13 protein-coding genes are annotated in these 17552 nt (G+C 63.8%); 10 read left to right on the top strand and 3 right to left on the bottom strand.

The annotated features are described in order from the left end of the window. Both X727_RS158830 and parE read right to left on the bottom strand, forming a co-directional pair. Positions 1-2070, bottom strand: a complete 2070-nt coding sequence (locus X727_RS158830; RefSeq protein WP_023744802.1) for an FUSC family protein — start codon at positions 2068-2070, stop codon at positions 1-3. 101 nt (positions 2071-2171) lie between these two features. Continuing rightward, positions 2172-4226, bottom strand: coding sequence for a DNA topoisomerase IV subunit B (gene parE, locus X727_RS158835; protein ID WP_023744803.1), 2055 nt, complete (start codon positions 4224-4226; stop codon positions 2172-2174). Between the two features lie 257 nt (positions 4227-4483). On the opposite strand from parE, the gene cpaB reads away from it, so the two are divergent. The 10 genes from cpaB to X727_RS158885 all read left to right on the top strand — a co-directional run bounded on the left by cpaB (position 4484) and on the right by X727_RS158885 (position 14720). Next, positions 4484-5389: a Flp pilus assembly protein CpaB gene (gene cpaB, locus X727_RS158840; RefSeq protein WP_023667604.1), complete on the top strand. Its 906-nt coding sequence runs from the start codon at positions 4484-4486 to the stop codon at positions 5387-5389. A gap of 120 nt (positions 5390-5509) precedes the next feature. Beyond that, positions 5510-6943, top strand: a complete 1434-nt coding sequence (locus X727_RS158845; protein WP_245274128.1) for a type II and III secretion system protein family protein — start codon at positions 5510-5512, stop codon at positions 6941-6943. Between the two features lie 4 nt (positions 6944-6947). Then, the gene (locus X727_RS158850; RefSeq protein WP_023744805.1) at positions 6948-7214 is read left to right on the top strand and encodes a hypothetical protein; all 267 of its coding nucleotides are present in this window, start codon (positions 6948-6950) and stop codon (positions 7212-7214) included. Positions 7215-7258: 44 nt separating this feature from the next. Further along, positions 7259-8473: a response regulator gene (locus tag X727_RS158855; protein WP_023667601.1), complete on the top strand. Its 1215-nt coding sequence runs from the start codon at positions 7259-7261 to the stop codon at positions 8471-8473. Beyond that, on the top strand, positions 8470-9891 hold the full coding sequence (locus X727_RS158860) for a CpaF family protein (RefSeq protein ID WP_023667600.1): 1422 nt from the start codon (positions 8470-8472) through the stop codon (positions 9889-9891). The genes X727_RS158855 and X727_RS158860 overlap by 4 nt, the downstream gene beginning before the upstream one ends. A gap of 4 nt (positions 9892-9895) precedes the next feature. Continuing rightward, positions 9896-10861 (top strand): type II secretion system F family protein, encoded by a 966-nt coding sequence (locus X727_RS158865; protein ID WP_023704530.1) that lies wholly within the window; start codon positions 9896-9898, stop codon positions 10859-10861. Position 10862: 1 nt separating this feature from the next. Further along, positions 10863-11828, top strand: coding sequence for a type II secretion system F family protein (locus X727_RS158870; protein WP_023681595.1), 966 nt, complete (start codon positions 10863-10865; stop codon positions 11826-11828). A gap of 230 nt (positions 11829-12058) precedes the next feature. Next, positions 12059-12847, top strand: a complete 789-nt coding sequence (locus X727_RS158875; protein WP_245274127.1) for a hypothetical protein — start codon at positions 12059-12061, stop codon at positions 12845-12847. 95 nt (positions 12848-12942) lie between these two features. After that, on the top strand, positions 12943-13389 hold the full coding sequence (locus tag X727_RS158880; RefSeq protein WP_245264504.1) for a hypothetical protein: 447 nt from the start codon (positions 12943-12945) through the stop codon (positions 13387-13389). A gap of 161 nt (positions 13390-13550) precedes the next feature. Further along, on the top strand, positions 13551-14720 hold the full coding sequence (locus X727_RS158885) for a GGDEF domain-containing protein (protein WP_023744807.1): 1170 nt from the start codon (positions 13551-13553) through the stop codon (positions 14718-14720). Between the two features lie 12 nt (positions 14721-14732). On the opposite strand, the gene gcvP is transcribed toward X727_RS158885, so the two are convergent. Next, the gene (gcvP, locus tag X727_RS158890; RefSeq protein WP_023833742.1) at positions 14733-17543 is read right to left on the bottom strand and encodes an aminomethyl-transferring glycine dehydrogenase; all 2811 of its coding nucleotides are present in this window, start codon (positions 17541-17543) and stop codon (positions 14733-14735) included. Positions 17544-17552 lie beyond the last annotated feature (9 nt).

Raw genomic sequence — 17552 nt, 5'->3', positions numbered from 1 at the left:
CTAAACTCGGTCCTTGGCGAAGAAATCCGGGAAATCCTCGATCGCGGCGGCGATGATGCGCAGCGAGGCTGCGATCTGCAGCATATCCGCACCGCCGCTGCGCTCTGAAAGGCTGGCTGCATATTGCCGGGCCACAGTGACAGTTGCTGTCTGTGGATCGCCGGTTGCGCGAAAGAGCAGTTCACGCGCGAGGCCGCGCAGGAAATTGGCGATCGAGAGCGCGGTGTCGGTAGGAGTGGACGGCCTCTGCTGCGCGGCGCGCAGGCGCAGGATTTCGAGGCCGACGGTAACGGCGGCGACCCCGCCGCCCAGGATCGCATCGCCTTTCCTGCCGGCATTTTGCAAGAGCGGCATCAGCTGGTTGATGCGGTCATAGGCCAGACTCTCGAAGGCCGAACGCCGCGGCACCCGCTCATGCAGGCACAGCCGCGCCAGATCCTCGCGCATGGCGCGCACGATGCGGTTGGCCGCGCGCCATGGATCCACCGGCAGCACCACGATGAAGACGCAGATAGCCAGCAGGATGCCGACCAGCACCGACGCCGAGCCGGCGAAGAACGGGCCTGGGGCATAGGTCATCGCCTGATGCGGGCTGAGGAAGGCGAGGAAATTGATTGCAAAGGCCGTCGCCACGCCGACGGTGCGCGGATTGGCCATGCCCAGCGCCGTCGGTACCAGGATCGGCACGACAAACAGCGTGAACCAGCCGAAGCCGGGCAAAGCAGGCAGCGCGACCTGGCCAACAAGGAAGGCAAAGGGCAAAGCCAGCAGCGTACCCTTGAAGAAGCCCCAGGACACCCGCACCGGGTCAGGCCGCGCGGCGAAAAGACTGGAGACGACCGCAACGAGGATAACGGTGCCGGCCGCGTCGGACCATTTCGTCGTCAGCCAGAAGGCGGCGACCGCCAGCGTGGCGAGGGCGGCGCGTATGGCATTGCGCGAAGCCCCGGGATAATCGCGATGCACCACCAGCGCAGGCAGCTGCATGTTGCTCCGGCTCGGGCGCGTCACCGGTGCGCGCAGGGCGTCGAGGCCGCGCAGCACCTGCTTGAAGGCTTCGGCGAAATCGGCGGCGATGGTGAGGCGCGTGATGGTGCCGACCCTGTCGTCGCCCTGATCGGTCGAGGCGTCGGGCATTTGCCGGGCCTTGCCGGCAATCGCGTCGAGCCGCGTCACCCAGGGCGACGTGTCCTCCAGCGCCTCGGGCGTGGCTGCCAGTTCGCTGACCAGCGACTGCAGTTCCGAGCGCACCGGAATGAGCGCTGCGTTTTTCGGCGCGGCGTGAGAATGCAGCGCGCGTGCCGCCGACAGCGCCGACAGAAGCTGACCGATGGTGAGGCGGACCGGATGGGCGCGGGTGGCGAAGCTCGGGGCTTCGAGCCGGGCATAGGTGCGCATCTCGGCCAGCATCTGGGCGTCCGTGATCAGCTTGCCGTGCAGGCCGGCCAGTCTCGCCGGGTCGCCGCCGGAAAAAGCGCCGCCCGCATAGGTTGCAAGGTCGAGGATGCTGCGCTTCAGCCTGGAGATGATGGCGTCAGCGGCCAGCTTGGGCAGGATCAGCCGGCTGGTCAGGCCGGCGCAGACGATGCCGAGCACGATCTCGGCGCAGCGCGCGACAGCGAGATCGACGATCACATGCGGCTGGCCGAAAGCCGGCAGCCCAATGATCATCGCGGTATAGCCGGCAAGTGCGGCGCCATAGGCTTCCGGATTGCGCAGCAGCGACGAAACCAGCGTGCACAGCCCAATCCAGACGGACAGCGCCGTGACCAGCAGCCAGGGATTGGTGCCGAAAACCGAGGTGATGCCGATCGCCGCAAGTCCACCGGCCAGCGTGCCGAGCAGCCGGTAAAAACCTTTCGCCAGCACCATGCCGGCGACCGGCTGGGCGACGATGAAGACCGTCATCATCGCCCATTGCGGGTGGTCGAGTTTTAGCGCGTAAGCAGCGAGAAGCGCGATCAGACCGGCCGAAACCGTGCGCAGGGCGAAAATCCAATCCGAGCGCGTCGGCTGCGTCAGGCCCGCCAAACTAGTTTCGAAGTAGCTCTTCAGCCGCGCCCAGATCACAAGCTGGTCTCCGTATCGGAAGCGCAGGCTAGAGCAGTTCCAGGAAAAGTGTGAAACGGTTTTCCGCCCGGAACTGCGTCAAAACGAAGAGTTGCCGGCGCTCAGATATCCAGCACTTCCGTCGCGGCGAATTCGGCGCGTTCCTGGATGAAGCGGAAGCGGGCTTCCGGCTTGGTGCCCATCAGCGCGTCGACAGCATCCTTGGTCGCGGCCACGGCGTCGATAACATCGACCCTGAGCAGCGTGCGCTTCCTCGGGTCCATGGTGGTTTCCTTGAGCTGCGCGGCCATCATCTCGCCCAGGCCCTTGAAGCGGCCGATCTCGACCTTGGCGCGGCCGGTGAATTCGGTGCGCAACAGCTCGTCCTTGTGCGCATCGTCCCTGGCATAGGCAACCTTGCCGCCTTGCCGGATCGAATAGAGCGGCGGCACCGCCAGATAGAGATGGCCGCCATTCACCAGGTTCGGCATTTCCTGGTAGAAGAAGGTGATCAGCAGCGAGGCTATGTGAGCGCCGTCGACGTCGGCGTCGGTCATGATGATCACGCGGTCGTAGCGCAAATCCTCGTCGCGGTATTTCGAGCGCGTGCCGCAACCGAGCGCCTGAATCAGGTCCGATATCTGCTGGTTGGCGGCGAGCTTGTCGTTGCCGGCGCTGGCGACGTTGAGGATTTTTCCGCGCAGCGGCAGCACCGCCTGGCTCGCACGGTCGCGCGCCTGCTTGGCCGAGCCGCCGGCCGAGTCGCCTTCGACGATGAACAGTTCGGCGCCCGCGGCGGCGTTCTGCGTGCAGTCGGCGAGCTTGCCGGGAAGGCGCAGCTTGCGCACCGCGCTCTTGCGCGACACTTCCTTTTCCTGGCGCCGGCGCACCCGCTCGTCGGCGCGCGCAATCACCCATTCCAGCAGCTTGGAGGCTTCCTGCGGATTGTCGGCCAGCCAGTGGTCGAAGGGATCGCGGATGGCGGTCTCGACAATGCGAATGGCTTCGATCGTTGCCAGCCTGTCCTTGGTCTGGCCGACGAATTCCGGCTCGCGGATGAAAACCGACAGCATGCCGGCCGCCGAGATCATAACGTCTTCGGAGGTGACGATCGAGGCGCGCTTGTTGCCGACCAAGTCGGCATAGGCCCGAAGCCCGCGCGTCAGCACATTGCGAAAGCCGGCCTCATGCGTGCCGCCTTCGCCGGTCGGGATGGTGTTGCAGTAGGAGTTGACGAAGCCGTCACCGCCGAACCAGGTCACCGCCCATTCCAGCGAGCCGTGGCCGCCCTGTTTTTCGCTCTTGCCGGCGAAGATCTCGCGGGTCACCTGGAAGTCGTCGCCAAGCGATGCCTTGAGATAGTCCTTCAAGCCGCCGGGGAAATGGAACTCCGCCTTGGCGGGCGTCTGGTCCTTTTCCTTGATCAGCGATGGGTCGCAGCTCCAGCGGATCTCGACGCCGCCGAACAGATAGGCTTTCGAGCGGGTCATGCGATAGAGCCGCGCCGGCTCGAAGGCGGCGCCCTTGCCGAAAATCTGCTCGTCGGGATGGAAGCGGATTTTGGTGCCGCGCCGGTTGTGCACTTCGCCGAGCTGCTCCAGCCCGCTCACCGGAACGCCGCGCGAGAACCTTTGGCGGTAAAGCTGGCGACCGCGCGCGACTTCGACTTCGAGATGGTCCGACAGCGCATTTACGACCGAGACGCCGACACCGTGCAGACCGCCGGAGGTCTCATAGACCTTGCTATCGAACTTGCCGCCCGAATGCAGCGTCGTCATGATGACTTCGAGCGCCGGCTTCTTGAATTTCGGATGCGGATCGACCGGAATGCCGCGGCCATTGTCGGTAACGGTCAGAAACCCGTCGGCCGACAGCTCGACATCGATGAAGGTGGCATGGCCGGCGACCGCCTCGTCCATCGAATTATCGATGACCTCGGCAAACAGATGGTGCATCGCCTTGTCGTCGGTGCCGCCAATATACATGCCGGGACGGCGCCGCACCGGCTCCAGCCCCTCCAGCACCTCGATGTCGGCGGCGCTATAGCCCTCGCTGCCGTCCTTGGTCGCGGCAGGACGCTTCGTGGCCTGCACCAGCGGGTCGGCCGGGCGCTCCGGTGTCCGAGCCGGTTGGGGCTGCTTTTCCAGATTGCCGAAAAGATCGTTGTTGTCGTCCATGCCTGCCATAGAATCCGGTGCCGCGAATCACCCGTCGATACTGCCACGCTTTTCGGCGCCAAGCGACGGAAGTTCCTGTTACGTTCGGGGATTAAACCCTTCTTATCCTAAAACCTTTCGATAACCAAGCTGGCGGAAATAGGTCCCTGCGGAGCGGGCGCGATTCCTGAATCTTTAACAAAGCGGCCTAGCGTCGCCTCAACAAAACAAAAGACCACGAATGTCAGGGGTTGGTTGTGAGGGGCAAGGCCATAACGATGATTGGCATCGCTGCCGTCTTCGGCGCGATTTCAATCTTTGCCGCGGATTTCTGGGTGAAAAGCCAGGCCAAGGCCGATGCCGAAGAGAAAACGGCGTCGATCCCGGCGCCCGCCGTCCCCAAGATCGTCTTCAAGACCATCGTGGTGGCCAACGCGCCGTTGCGTTACGGCATGGAGCTTGACCGGGCGCAGCTCAGCGAAATCCCATGGTCCGAGGATTCGGTGCCGCAGGGCGCGTTCACCACAGTCAATGCATTGCTCGCCGAAGGCAGCCGCGTGGTATTGTCGCCGATCGAGATCAACGAGCCGGTGCTGATCAGCAAATTGTCGGGGCCGAACGGCCGCGCGACGCTATCCAACATGATGACGCCCGGCATGCGGGCGGTGACAATCCGCACCGACGAGATCGCCGGTGTCGGCGGCTTCGTCATGCCGGGCGACCGGGTCGACGTGGTGCTGACACGCGATGCGGGCGAAATCCAGGAAGTGGCCAAGAACGCGCAGGGCGCTGCCGGATCGACCGTTACCTCCGAGATCGTCGTCTCCGACGCCAAGGTGCTGACCGTGGGGCAGGGCGCCGACGAGCGCCAGACCACACCGCAGATCGCCAATTCCGTCACCATCGAGGTGACGACCGAAGGCGCGCAGAAAGTGGCGCTTGCCCGCACCGTCGGCACCTTGTCGCTGTCGCTCCGCTCGGCCGCAGACGGAGGGGCCGCCAAGGACGGCGTCACCACCATCTCGTCCTTCGGCGGATCGGTCGCCTCCGGCGTCCAGGCCGCTGCCGGCGCGCTGTTCACTGCCGCGACCAAGGAGCCTGAGAAGCCGAAATTCAAGACGATCATCGTGACGCGCGGCACGCAGGTCGAAGAATACCAGGTTCCTGCGCGGGACCAGCAATAACTGCCGGTGGGGACCGGGCGAGGGACGGGACAGATGTCGGGACTTCATGCATTTCGAACTACGAAAGGGCTGCGCCCAATGCGGGCGCTTGCGGTGGGGGCTTGCCTGGCCGCGGCCGCAATGCTCGGCCTCAGTGCGCCAGCCAAGGCCGACAACGATATCGTCCATGTCTCGTCGACAACGAATGCGTCGATCAAGGTAGCCAAGGGCAAGCCGAAGACGGTCATGACCAATGCCGCCTTCTACCAGATCGTCATCGGCGATCCGGAGATCGCCAACGTCAATCCGCTGNAGACGGTCATGACCAATGCCGCCTTCTACCAGATCGTCATCGGCGATCCGGAGATCGCCAACGTCAATCCGCTGACCGACAAATCCTTCTATGTGCTGGGCAACAATCTCGGCACCACCGGCATCGCGCTGTTCGACGAGAACAAGCAGTTGGTCGGCACCGTCGACATCGAGGTGACGCTGGACACCGACCAGCTGGCCAGCACCATTCGCGCCAGCGTGCCGGACGCCAAGATCAAGGTCGGCTCGGCCAATGGCCGCGTCGTGCTGTCGGGCGAGGCCGATGACGCGGTCGCCGCCGAGAAGGCAAGCAAGATCGCCAGCCGCTTCTCCGGCAATGAAGAAGTGATCAATTCGGTCAACATCTCGTCCTCGCAGCAGGTTCAGCTCAACGTCCGCTTCGTCGAGATCAATCGCCAGGCCGGACAGGATCTCGGCGCCAAATACAGCGCCAATTTCGCTTACGGCATTGGCGGGCGCGACGTCACCCTCGATCCTGGCACGGTGCCGGGAGCCGGAAATGGCGAGATCATCGGCCGGCTGCTGTCCAACGGCCTGTCGATCGACGTCGCCATCAAGGCGCTGGAGGAACGTGGTCTCGCCAGGCGGCTGGCCGAGCCGAACCTGATCGCCCGCTCGGGCCAGACGGCAAGCTTCCTCGCCGGCGGCGAGTTCCCGATCCCGGTCTCCGAGGACAATGGCAAGATTTCCGTCAGCTACAAGAAATACGGCGTCAGCCTCGACTTCACGCCGACGGTTCTCAAGGACGGGCTGGTGAGCCTCGACATCGCGCCGGAAGTGTCCTCGATCGACGCTTCGGCCTCCTACAATATCGGCAATATCTCGGTCCCGGGCTTTATCGTGCGCCGCGCCAAAACATCCGTCGACCTGAAGAATGGCCAGAGCTTCATGATCGCCGGCCTGCTGCAGTCACAGAACGACATTACCACATCGCGTCTTCCCGGCCTCGGCAAGCTGCCGGTGCTCGGCTCGCTGTTCTCCTCCAAATCCTATCAGCGGCGCGAGACCGATCTGGTGATCATCGTCACCCCCTATCTGGTCAAGCCGGTCGATCCGTCGAAGAAGCTGCTCGAGCCGACCGACGGCACGCAGCCGGCCAGCAATGTCGACTATTTCCTCAACAACACCGAGGAAGTGAAATCGTCCGAAGCCAATCGTGCAGTGGCAATGGCCAGCGGCAGTACGGCACAGCCGGCCGCGGTCACCACCGTCGGGCATTTCCTCGACCTGCCGAAGGATTGAAGCCATGCGCGTGGAATCATGCATCGCCCTGCTGATCGCCGGCCTCGCCGGCGGCTGCACCAGCGACGACTATGTCCGCTCCGAGGGACCGACGATTGCCGCCGGCAACGCACAGGCCGCCAATACGGCAATGCAGATGGTCGATCCCTGGAAATACGGCGTCCAGAACACCAGGCTGCTGGTGCCGGCGCAGCGCGGTGAGGCGGCAGTCAACGCCGCCGACCAGGCTGCTGCCGCCAAGGCCGTGCAACCGACAGCGACAACCGATTGATTTGCCCGGTGATTTGACCGGGAATGACCTGACAGGCTGACAAAATGGCAAGCGGCATCAAGACCAAGAAGATCCTGCTGGTGTCCAGCGACCGGACCTTTGCGCAGGATACGCGCACCGCGTTCGCGGCCTCGGAGGTGATCCAGCTTTCGACCGTCGAGAAGAACATTACCGAACTGCGCGGCGAGGTCCAGGAAGCCGATTTCGGCGCGCTCATCGTCGACATGGATGCGGCAAAGCTGGAAGAGATCGAGTCGCTGCAGCGCATCATGCGCCGGCTTGAAGGCCGCGTTCCGGTGGTCGTCGTCACCCAGGAATTCAACGCAGCCGCAGTGCGTATCCTGGTGCAGCTCCAGGTCGCCGATTTCCTGGTCAAGCCGATCACCACCGCCGATCTGGTGCGGTCGGTCGTGCGCGCGCTGCAAGGGCCGGGGCGCGAGGAAAACACCGAGTCGCAGATCTATACCTTCATGCCGGCCGCCGGCGGCGTCGGCACCACGACGCTGGCGCTGCAGACCGCCTTCCAGCTGCATCATTCGGTGACGCGCGGCGCGTCGACCTGCGTGGTCGACCTCAATTTCCAGCAAGGCGCCTGCGCCGAATATCTCGACCTCGAGCCGCGCTTCGACATCACCGAAATCGAGAACCAGCCCGAGCGCCTCGACCGTCAGCTGCTGGATGTGATGCTGTCCAAGCATGCGAGCGGGCTCTGCGTGCTGGCGGCGCCAACGCATCCGTCGGAAATGCGCTCGTTCAAGACCGATGTCGTGGTGCGCATGCTCGATCTCGTCTCGGCCTATTTCGATAACGTCGTCATCGACATGCCGCGCACCTGGTTTCCGTGGACGGAGACGGTGCTGCTCGGCTCCAACAAGCTCTACATCGTCGCCGAAATGACGGTGCCATGCCTGCGCCACACGCAGCGGCTGATCCAGGCGGTCTACGAGACGGCCGGCAAGGAAGTGAAGCCGAACGTCATCGTCAATCGTTTCGAGCAGAAGATGTTCGACAACGGCATCAAGCAGGCGGATGTCCAGGAAATCCTGGGCGAGCATTTCGTCGGCGGCATCTCCAACAATTACCGGCTTGTGCGTGAAGCGGTCGACCGCGGCGTGCCGCTGCATGAGATCGACCCGAACGCCAATGTCGTCAACGATCTGAAGAGGATCATCCTGCCGGAAGAAGCCGTGGTGACGCCGGAGAAATCGCGCTCGCTGTTCGGCATCGGCAGGGGCCTCCTGAAGAGGAAAGCCGGATGACCAGCCGCTTCTCGACCCTGCAGAACCGTGACGTCCGCGCGCTGAAGCCGGCCGAGGCGGCGCCGGTCGCGCATCACGCCGTGGTCATCCCGACGAACCGCAAGGCCTTGCCGCCGAAGCCGGAGACAACACCGGGAAAAAGCGCCAACAAGGTGCTCGATGCCCGCGTGCGCATCCACCGGCTGCTGCTCGAGGAAATCAACCTGGTCGCGCTGGAGCGCCTGCCCAAGGATGAGATGCGCCGGCAGGTGCAGGAGTTCGTGTCGGAAAAGACCCGCCAGGAGCGTATGGCGATCAACACCGTCGAACTTGAAGCACTGGTCGATGACATCGTCGATGAGATGGTCGGCCTCGGCCCGCTGGAACCGCTGCTCAAGGACCCCGACATCAACGACATCCTGATCAACGGCCACCAGAACTGCTTCGTCGAAAAACGGGGCAAGCTGCAGCAGGTCCATATCCCGTTCAAGGACGAGGCGCATCTGTTGCGCATCGTCAACAAGATCGTCGCCGCCGTCGGCCGCCGGGTCGACGAATCGCAACCGATGGTCGATGCCCGCATGCTCGACGGCTCGCGCTTCAACGCCGCCATTCGCCCGGTCGCCGTCGACGGGCCGCTGGTGTCGATCCGCAAGTTTTCAAAGAACAAGCTCGGCCTGCACAAGCTGGTCGAGTTCGGCGCCATCACCCAGAATATGGCCGAGGTGCTGGCGGCGGCAGTCCACGCCCGCAAGACGACCATCATCTCGGGCGGCACCGGCACCGGCAAGACGACGATGCTCAACGCATTGTCAGCCTTTATTCCGGAAGACGAACGGTTGATCACCATCGAGGACGCGGCCGAACTGCAGCTGCAGCAGCCGCATGTCGCGCGCATGGAAACGCGCCCCGCCAACATCGAAGGTCATGGCGAGCTGAAGCAGCGCGACCTGGTCAAGAACGCGCTGCGCATGCGCCCTGACCGCGTCATCCTCGGCGAGTGCCGCGGCGAGGAGGCCTTCGACATGCTGCAGGCGATGAACACCGGCCATGAAGGCTCGATGGCGACCATCCACGCCAACACGCCGCGCGACGCCATTTCGCGCCTCGAGCAGATGCTGGGCATGACCGGCATGCCGATGACGGTGCAGTCGATCCGCAGTCAGATCGCCAGCGCGCTCGACCTTATCGTCCAGCTGACGCGACTGTCGGACGGCAAGCGCAAGGTGACCAGCGTCGCCGAGGTGACCGGCATGGAAGGGGACGTCATCCAGATGCAGGAGATATTCCGCTTCGTGCGCACTGGCATGGAGGCCGACGGCAAGATCCTCGGTCACTACGAGGCGACCGGCATTCGCCCGCGTTTCCTCGAGGACCTGCGCAATATGGGCATTGAATTCCCCGGCAAATATTTCGAACCCGGCCGGCCGCAGGAGTAGCCGGGTGTTCGAGAATTTCAGCCCGATCTATGTCGTTTATGCCGCGGCAGCGCTGACCGGCATCATGATCGCCGAAGGCTGCTATCTGCTCTATGCCGGCCGCAGCGACAAGCGCCTGGCCATCAACCGGCGCATGAGGCTGCAGGAAAACAAGATCAGCCAGGAACAGGTGCTGATTCAGCTGCGCAAGGAACGCGGCCTCGATTCCGGCACGTCATTCTTCTCGCCCGACCGTTTTCGCGCGCTGCGCACGCAGTCTGGCATGGTGATGCCGTTGCCGAAATTCCTGACGATGACGACGGGCGTGGCGCTGGCCATGATGCTCGTCGCGCTCTGGTACGGCCTGCCGCTGTTGCTCGCCATTTTGCTGTTTGTGGTGCTGACAGCGCTGCTGCCGGTGATTGTGCTGCGTTCCAAGCGTGCCCGGCGGGTGAAGCGTTTCGGCGTGCAGTTGCCGGAGGCGCTGGAATTGATCACGCGCGGCTTGAAGGCCGGGCATCCGGTTCCGGTGGCGATCTCGATGGTGTCGCGCGAGATGTCCGATCCGATCGGCACCGAATTCGGCGTTATCTCCGACGAGGTGACTTATGGTTCCGACCTGGTTTCGGCGCTGAATTCACTGTTCGACCGCGTCGGCCAGGAGGATCTGCCGCTGTTCGTCACCGCGGTTTCCATCCAGACGAGTTCGGGCGGCAATCTGCGCGAGATCCTCGACGGGCTGTCGACGACGATCCGCGAACGCGGCAAGCTGCGCCGCAAGGTGCGCGCCATTTCGACTGAGGGTCGTATGTCGGCCTATATCCTGACGGCGGTGCCGGCACTGCTGTTCGCCACCATCATGGTGATGATGCCGCAATTCTATCAGAGCGTCTGGGATGTACCGAAGACGTGGTATCTGCTGGGCGGTTCCGTGACATGGCTGATGCTGGGCAACATCATCATGTTCAAGATGTCGAACTTCCGGTTCTGAGATGGAGCAGATGATCCAGTTTCTTGCATCGCTGGCGCCGACGTCGCTGATGCCGGTAGCCGCGCTGCTGCTGGTGTTGGGTGGCAGCGCGGTGGCATGGCCGCTCGTGGTAGCCAAAGGCGACCGCAACGATCTCAAGCGCCGGCTCAAGATCGACGACAGCAAGACTCCCCAACAGGCCGAGGCGGCGCCGAAGAAGAACCAGAGCGTCGTGCGCGAGAAGGCGGTGAAGCGGGCGCAGGAATTCTACGCCAAGAGCGATCCGGAAAATGTCGCCCGGTTGCGTATGAAGCTGATCCAGGCGGGCTATATGGAGCCGCGCGCGATCGGCACATTCTTCCTGATCCGCTTCGCCTGCCTGGTGGGCGCAACGATCGGCGCGTTCCTGGTCAACCATTGGATGGGCAGCGCCGATTCCACCGCGACCAGCCGCTGGACCTTCATCATCCTGTCGGGAGCCGCCGGCTATTTCGTGCCCGGCCTGGTGCTCAGCCAGAAGGTGCGGGAAAAGATGCGCGAATACCGCAACGGCTTTCCCGACTTCATGGATTTGATGATCGTCTGCTCCGATGCCGGCATGAGCATGGAGGCAGGCATCGAGCGGGTCTCGAAGGAACTGGCCAAGACCTATCCGTCGCTGAGCCAAAACCTGCAGCTGGTGTCGCTGGAACTCAGGGCCGGCCGCAGCCTCGACGATGCCTTGAAGGCGCTCGCCGACCGCCTCAGCTTGGACGAGGTGCGCTCCTTCGCCACGCTTTTGCAGCAGTCGAAGGAACTCGGCACCAGCCTTGCCGGGGCGCTGCGCGTGTTCTCCGACGAAATGCGCCACAAGCGCATGTCGCTGGCCGAGGAGAAGGCACATGCCTTGCCGGCCAAGATGTCGGTGCCGGTGGTGGTGTGCATCCTGCCGGTGGTGCTGATGATCGCCGTCATCCCGATCATCGTCAAAATGACGGCGGTTCAGTAGATACCTAGGGGATTGCCCGGCGGCTTCTTGCGGTTACTCACTCCAACTACGCTTCATCTGGATGTCGAAACCCGGCCGGTTCGGTCGCTCTCCTTCGGCAAAATCCGCAAAGCAAAATGAGTGAGCCGTCCATGCGAATAGTCTTGTGCACCGCTTTCCTCGGCCTGGCCGCCACCAGTCTGTCGCCGGCCTCGGCCGCGGCCGACGATTGCGGCGATGCTGCCGCCCTGGTGCAACAGGCCTATCCCAGGGCCCAAAAGAGCGCAGACGGCGCCTCGTTCACGCTCGAACCCCATACCAGCATCGCCGTGACGCTCCCGGATACGCCGTTTGGCCTCGTCTGCAAGATATGGCCTGCCCATGACGATCTGTTGCTGGTCGCGGTGCCGCTCATCGACAGCAGCCAATCCAGCGACGACGGGCATGTCGGCGATGTCGACCTTCTGGTCGTCGACAGGAAGACCCGGCAGGTGCGCCAGCGCCTGCTCCAGCCCGGGCTGATGACCGATGATGCCATCGCCATCAACAAGGTCGAATTCGATACCGGCCGCTATGGCCTGGCGCCCGGTGTCACCGGCTTTGGCCTGCGCATCCAAATGGCGAGCCATTCGCGGCCCAATCCCTTCAGCGAAACCGACCTGCGACTCTATGCCCTTGACGGCGGTGATCTGCGCCTGGTGCTCGACGGCATCATCGTGGCCGGCTTTGGCGGCGAAGGCGACACCAATTGCTCAGGATCCTTTCAATCCAGCCGGGTCAGCCTGGCGATGAGCCCGGCGAGACATCACGGCTATCACGACATCACAGTGTTCGAGCGGTTGGACACCGACAATCCGTCTGTCGACAAGAATGGCGAGTGCCAGTCCCATCCCGGAAGGTCCATGAAACGAACCTACCGGCTGCGCTATGACGGCAGCCGCTATCAGTTTCCGGCGGGGCTCAAGTCGATGGAGCCGGACCCTCGGCTGGTTAATGGCTGGTGTGCCCGAAACCAAATTTTAGGGGCGTTTCAGCACTGAAGTTTAATTGCCCTGTTGTAGTCTGCCTCCTGAAGAACGACCCGGTAAATCGGGCGATTGGGGCCAGGGGCATGCGTCACAGAAGTTTCACGGCAATGGCCGCGCTAGCGGCCGTCTTGATGGTCGGCGGCTGCACGACCGACAACGTCGACAAAACCAAGACCACATCGATCCAACCGGTGGCAAAAGACGTCAGCACCTCCGACCTTGCGCAAGGCAAGGCGCAGTTCCGCGAGGCCAATTACGGCCTTGCCGAACAGCATTTTCGCAAGGCCGTGGAACTGAAGGCCGACAGTGCCGAGGGATGGATGGGGCTTGCCGCCTCCTATGACGAACTCGGCCGGTTCGACTTCGCCGACCGCGCCTACGACCAGCTTTTGAAGGTTGCCGGGCGCAAGCCGCAGATTGTCAACAATATGGGCTATTCGCAGCTGCTGCGCGGCAACAAGAAGAAGGCGAGAGCGCTGCTCATGGAAGCAAGGGCCGGCATGGCCGACCCGAGCGTGATCAACGCCAATCTGGCGCTGCTCAACAAGGGCTGAGACTAGGGACACTCGCGTGCCGAGCTTCGCGGGACGGCAGTCGACGCTTTGTAAACCCTGTCGGCAGGTTGCTTTGAAAACCGGCCGAAAACGGTATCTCCGGCCGGTTGCATGCCTATGATGCGCCACAAATCGAAGATCCCAAAGGTTGCCGCTCATCCATGCTGGATTTCAGTTCGCTATTGCTGGCGGCTGCGCTGTCGGGCACATGCCTGAGCGTCACCATGTTTGTGATCTGGTTCACGGCGCCGCGTGCACGCTTCGTGCTGACGGTTGCGTGCGGCATTCTCGTCCTTGTCGCCCACGTCATCGTCTTCTGGCGCTACACGAGGGAGCCCAGTCCGTTGCTTTGCCAAGCGGCGCTGGCGCTGCTCAGCCTCGGTTTCCTGGCGCTTTCACTTTCGGCCATGCAATATCTTGGTGTGCGCAATTACAGCCGCGCTGTCCTGCCGGCCCTGCTCGCGATGGCCGTGTGCGCCGGCGTCACCTATCTCGGTTTCGATGGTGTCGCCTTCATCCTCACCTATGCGACGGTAACAGTGCTGCTCGCCTCGATCGGGATGATGTTCTGGATCAAGGGCGGTCATGATCGCGGCATTCTGCTGGTCGTTTCGGCGCTAAGCGGCGTCTGTGGCGTATCCTTCGGGCTCTGCGGCGCCGTGCTTCTGGTCAAGGGCCAGTGGGTGCTCGGCGTCGCACCCGACAATTGGGCCGAGCGGTTGAATTCGGTCGTGGCGGTCGCCTGCATGACGGCTCTCGGCGCGCTGACGCTGTCGCTGCATCATCTGCAGGCACAGATCGAACTGAAGGCCGAGACCTTGACCGACCCGTTGACCGGGCTGATGAACCGGCGGGCTTTGAACTCGCTTTATGGCGAGCACGTCTTCGGCCCGTTCATGTCGGTCGCCATGTTCGACCTCGACGACTTCAAGCGGACCAACGATGTCTATGGCCATCCCGTCGGCGATCGGGTGCTCTGCCGTTTCGCCGCTGTCATCAAGAAGTATGACAGGGTTGGCGTCGACGCCTTCCGGCTGGGCGGCGAGGAGTTCGCGTTGGTCATGTCGCGGATGACTGAGGACAAGGCCTACGATCTCGCCAGCAGGATCGGCGTCGCCTTCGGCACGGAAGTGGTGCCGACGCCGCGCGGGCCGTTGCGCAGTAGCGTCAGCGGTGGCATTGGCTTTGGCAAGGAAGACGGCAGCAGCCTCGAGGACGTCCTGGCCGAGGCAGACAAAGCGCTTTACGCGGCCAAGCACGCGGGGCGGAACCGCGTGCTTGTGCTGAACCGGGTAAGCAAAGCCGACGGACCGGCCCTGCGCTCAGCCTGACAGGCCAGAGTGTTATTCGGCGGCGCCGAGATATTCCGACAGCGGCGGGCAGGAGCAGACGAGGTTGCGGTCGCCGGCGACATTGTCGATGCGCGAGACCGGCGGCCAGTATTTGGCCGCTGTATCGACATCGCCGGCGGGGTAGGCCGCTTCCAGCCGCGAATAGGGGTGGGTCCACTGGCCGGCAAGGGTTTCGGCCGCCGTGTGCGGGGCATTGACCAGCGGGTTGTCCTCGAGCGGCCATTCACCCTTCGCCACTTTCGCTGCCTCGCCGGCAATGGCGATCATCGCCTCGCAGAACCGGTCGAGTTCGCGCTTGGGCTCGGATTCGGTCGGCTCGACCATCAGCGTGCCGGCGACAGGGAACGACATGGTCGGCGCGTGAAAACCGTAATCGATCAGCCGCTTGGCGATATCGTCGACGCTGATGCCAGCGCTCTCCTTGAGCACGCGCGTGTCGACAATGCATTCATGCGCGATGCGATCGTGCCTGCCCTTGTAGAGAAGCGGGAAGTGCGGCGCGAGCCGCGTCGCCACATAATTGGCCGAGATGATCGCCGTCTCCGTCGCCTGCTTCAGGCCGGCGGCGCCCATCATGCGGATGTACATCCAGGTGATCGGCAGGATGGAAGCGCTGCCGAACGGGGCAGCGGACACGGCATGCGCCGAACCTTCGGTGACATGACCCGGCAGATAGGGTTTCAGATGCGCCCTGACGCCGATCGGACCGACGCCCGGACCGCCGCCGCCATGCGGGATGCAGAAGGTCTTGTGCAGGTTCATGTGGCAGACATCGGCGCCGATATCGGCGGGCCGCGCCAGGGCGACCAGCGCGTTAAGGTTGGCGCCGTCCAAATAGACCTGGCCGCCATGTTCGTGGATGAGAGCGCACAGGTGGCGCGCGCCTTCCTCGTAGACGCCGTGCGTCGAGGGATAGGTGAACATCAGGGCTGCGAGATTCTTCGAATGCTCGTTGGCCTTGGCCCGCATATCGTCCATGTCGATATTGCCGTCCTCCAGGCAACGCACGACGACGACGCTCATGCCGGCCATCGCCGCACTCGCCGGATTGGTGCCATGCGCGGACTGGGGGATCAGGCAGATGGTGCGATGGCCTTCGCCACGCGAACGGTGATAGGCGCGGATGGCGAGCAGGCCGGCATATTCGCCTTGGCTGCCGGCATTGGGCTGCAGGCTGACGGCGTCGAAGCCGGTGATCTCCGCCAGCCAGCCTTCCAGCTCGCCGACCATGGCGCGATAGCCGGCCGAATGGCTGGCCGGCGCGAAGGGATGGAGGTTGGCGACAACAGGCCAGCTGACCGGCATCATTTCGGCCGCCGCGTTGAGCTTCATGGTGCAGGAGCCCAACGGGATCATGGTGCGGTCGAGCGCCAAATCCTTGTCGGCTAGCCTGCGCAGCAGGCGCATCATGTCGGTCTCGGAGTGGTTTTCGCGGAAAACCGGCTGGGTCAGAAACTCCTTGCCGCGCGGCTTGCCGGGCATCGCGCCGGCCTCAGTAGCGCCGGACTTGGCGCCGAACAGGGCGGCGATAGCCTCGAGATCCGCCTCGGTCGAGGTTTCGTCGAAGGCGATGCTGATGCGGTCGGCATCGATGACGCGCAGCAGCCGGCCACCTTTTTCAGCGGCAGCGGCGATCGAAGCTGCCTTGCCCTTCACTTCGGCCGTCACCGTGTCGAAACGGCTTGAGCCGAGCACGGAAACACCAGCGGTTTTCAGGCCTGCTGCGAGGCCGTTGGCGAGCTCATGAATTCGGGCTGCGATCGCCTGCAAACCAGTAGGCCCGTGCCAGATCGCGTATGCGGTCGCCATGTTGGCAAGCAGCGCCTGCGCGGTGCAGATGTTGGAGGTCGCCTTGTCGCGGCGGATATGCTGTTCGCGCGTCTGCAGGGCGAGGCGATAGCCGGGACGGCCCTTGCTGTCGATCGACTGGCCGACGAGGCGGCCGGGCATCAGCCGGGTCAGCTTGTCGGAGACGGCGCAATAGGCGGCGTGCGGGCCGCCAAAGCCCATCGGCACGCCAAAGCGCTGCATCGGGCCGACGGCGATGTCGGCGCCAAGCCTGGCCGGCGCTTCGGTCAGCGTGAGCGCAAGCGGATCGGCGATGAAGACGACCACGGCGCCGGTGGCGCGAGCCTTCTCGATCGCCGCCTTGTGGTCGCCATAGACGCCAAACGTGTCCGGCCAGGAGACCAGCAGGGCGGCGGTGTTGTCGTCGATGGTCTCGCCATCGATCTCGATGCCGAGCGGCTCGGCCCGGGTGCGCACGACGTCCAGCGTCTGCGGATGCGGCGTGCCGGCCAGCGCCACCTTGGTGCGCTTGTCGCGGTGATGGCGCAGCGCGATGCCGACCGCTTCGGCCACCGCCGTCGCTTCGTCGAGCAGGGAGGCCGAAGCCACCGGCAGGCCGGTCAATTCGGTGACCAAGGTCTGGAAGTTGAACAGCATTTCCAGGCGGCCCTGGCTGATCTCGGCCTGGTAGGGCGTATAGGCGGTGTACCAGGCCGGGTTCTCGAACAGGTTGCGCTGGATGACCGGCGGCACATGGACGCCGTGATAGCCGGCGCCGATGAAGCTCTTCAGCACCCTGTTTTTTGCCATGATCGCCGACAATTCGGCCAGCGCTTCGGCTTCGCTCGCCGGCGCGGGAAGGGCTAGCGGCAGATCGAGGCGGATCGACTGCGGCACGGCCTGGCTGATCAGCGTCTCGACGGAGGGAACGCCGATCACGGCAAGCATGGCTCTGACGTCGTTTACATCAGGACCGATGTGGCGGGCCGAGAAGGGGGTAAGTGCTGCGCTCATGGCAATAGG

The organism is Mesorhizobium sp. L103C105A0 (assembly GCF_000502215.1).
GTDB lineage: Bacteria > Pseudomonadota > Alphaproteobacteria > Rhizobiales > Rhizobiaceae > Mesorhizobium.
This window is presented reverse-complemented; position numbering and strand designations above follow the sequence as displayed.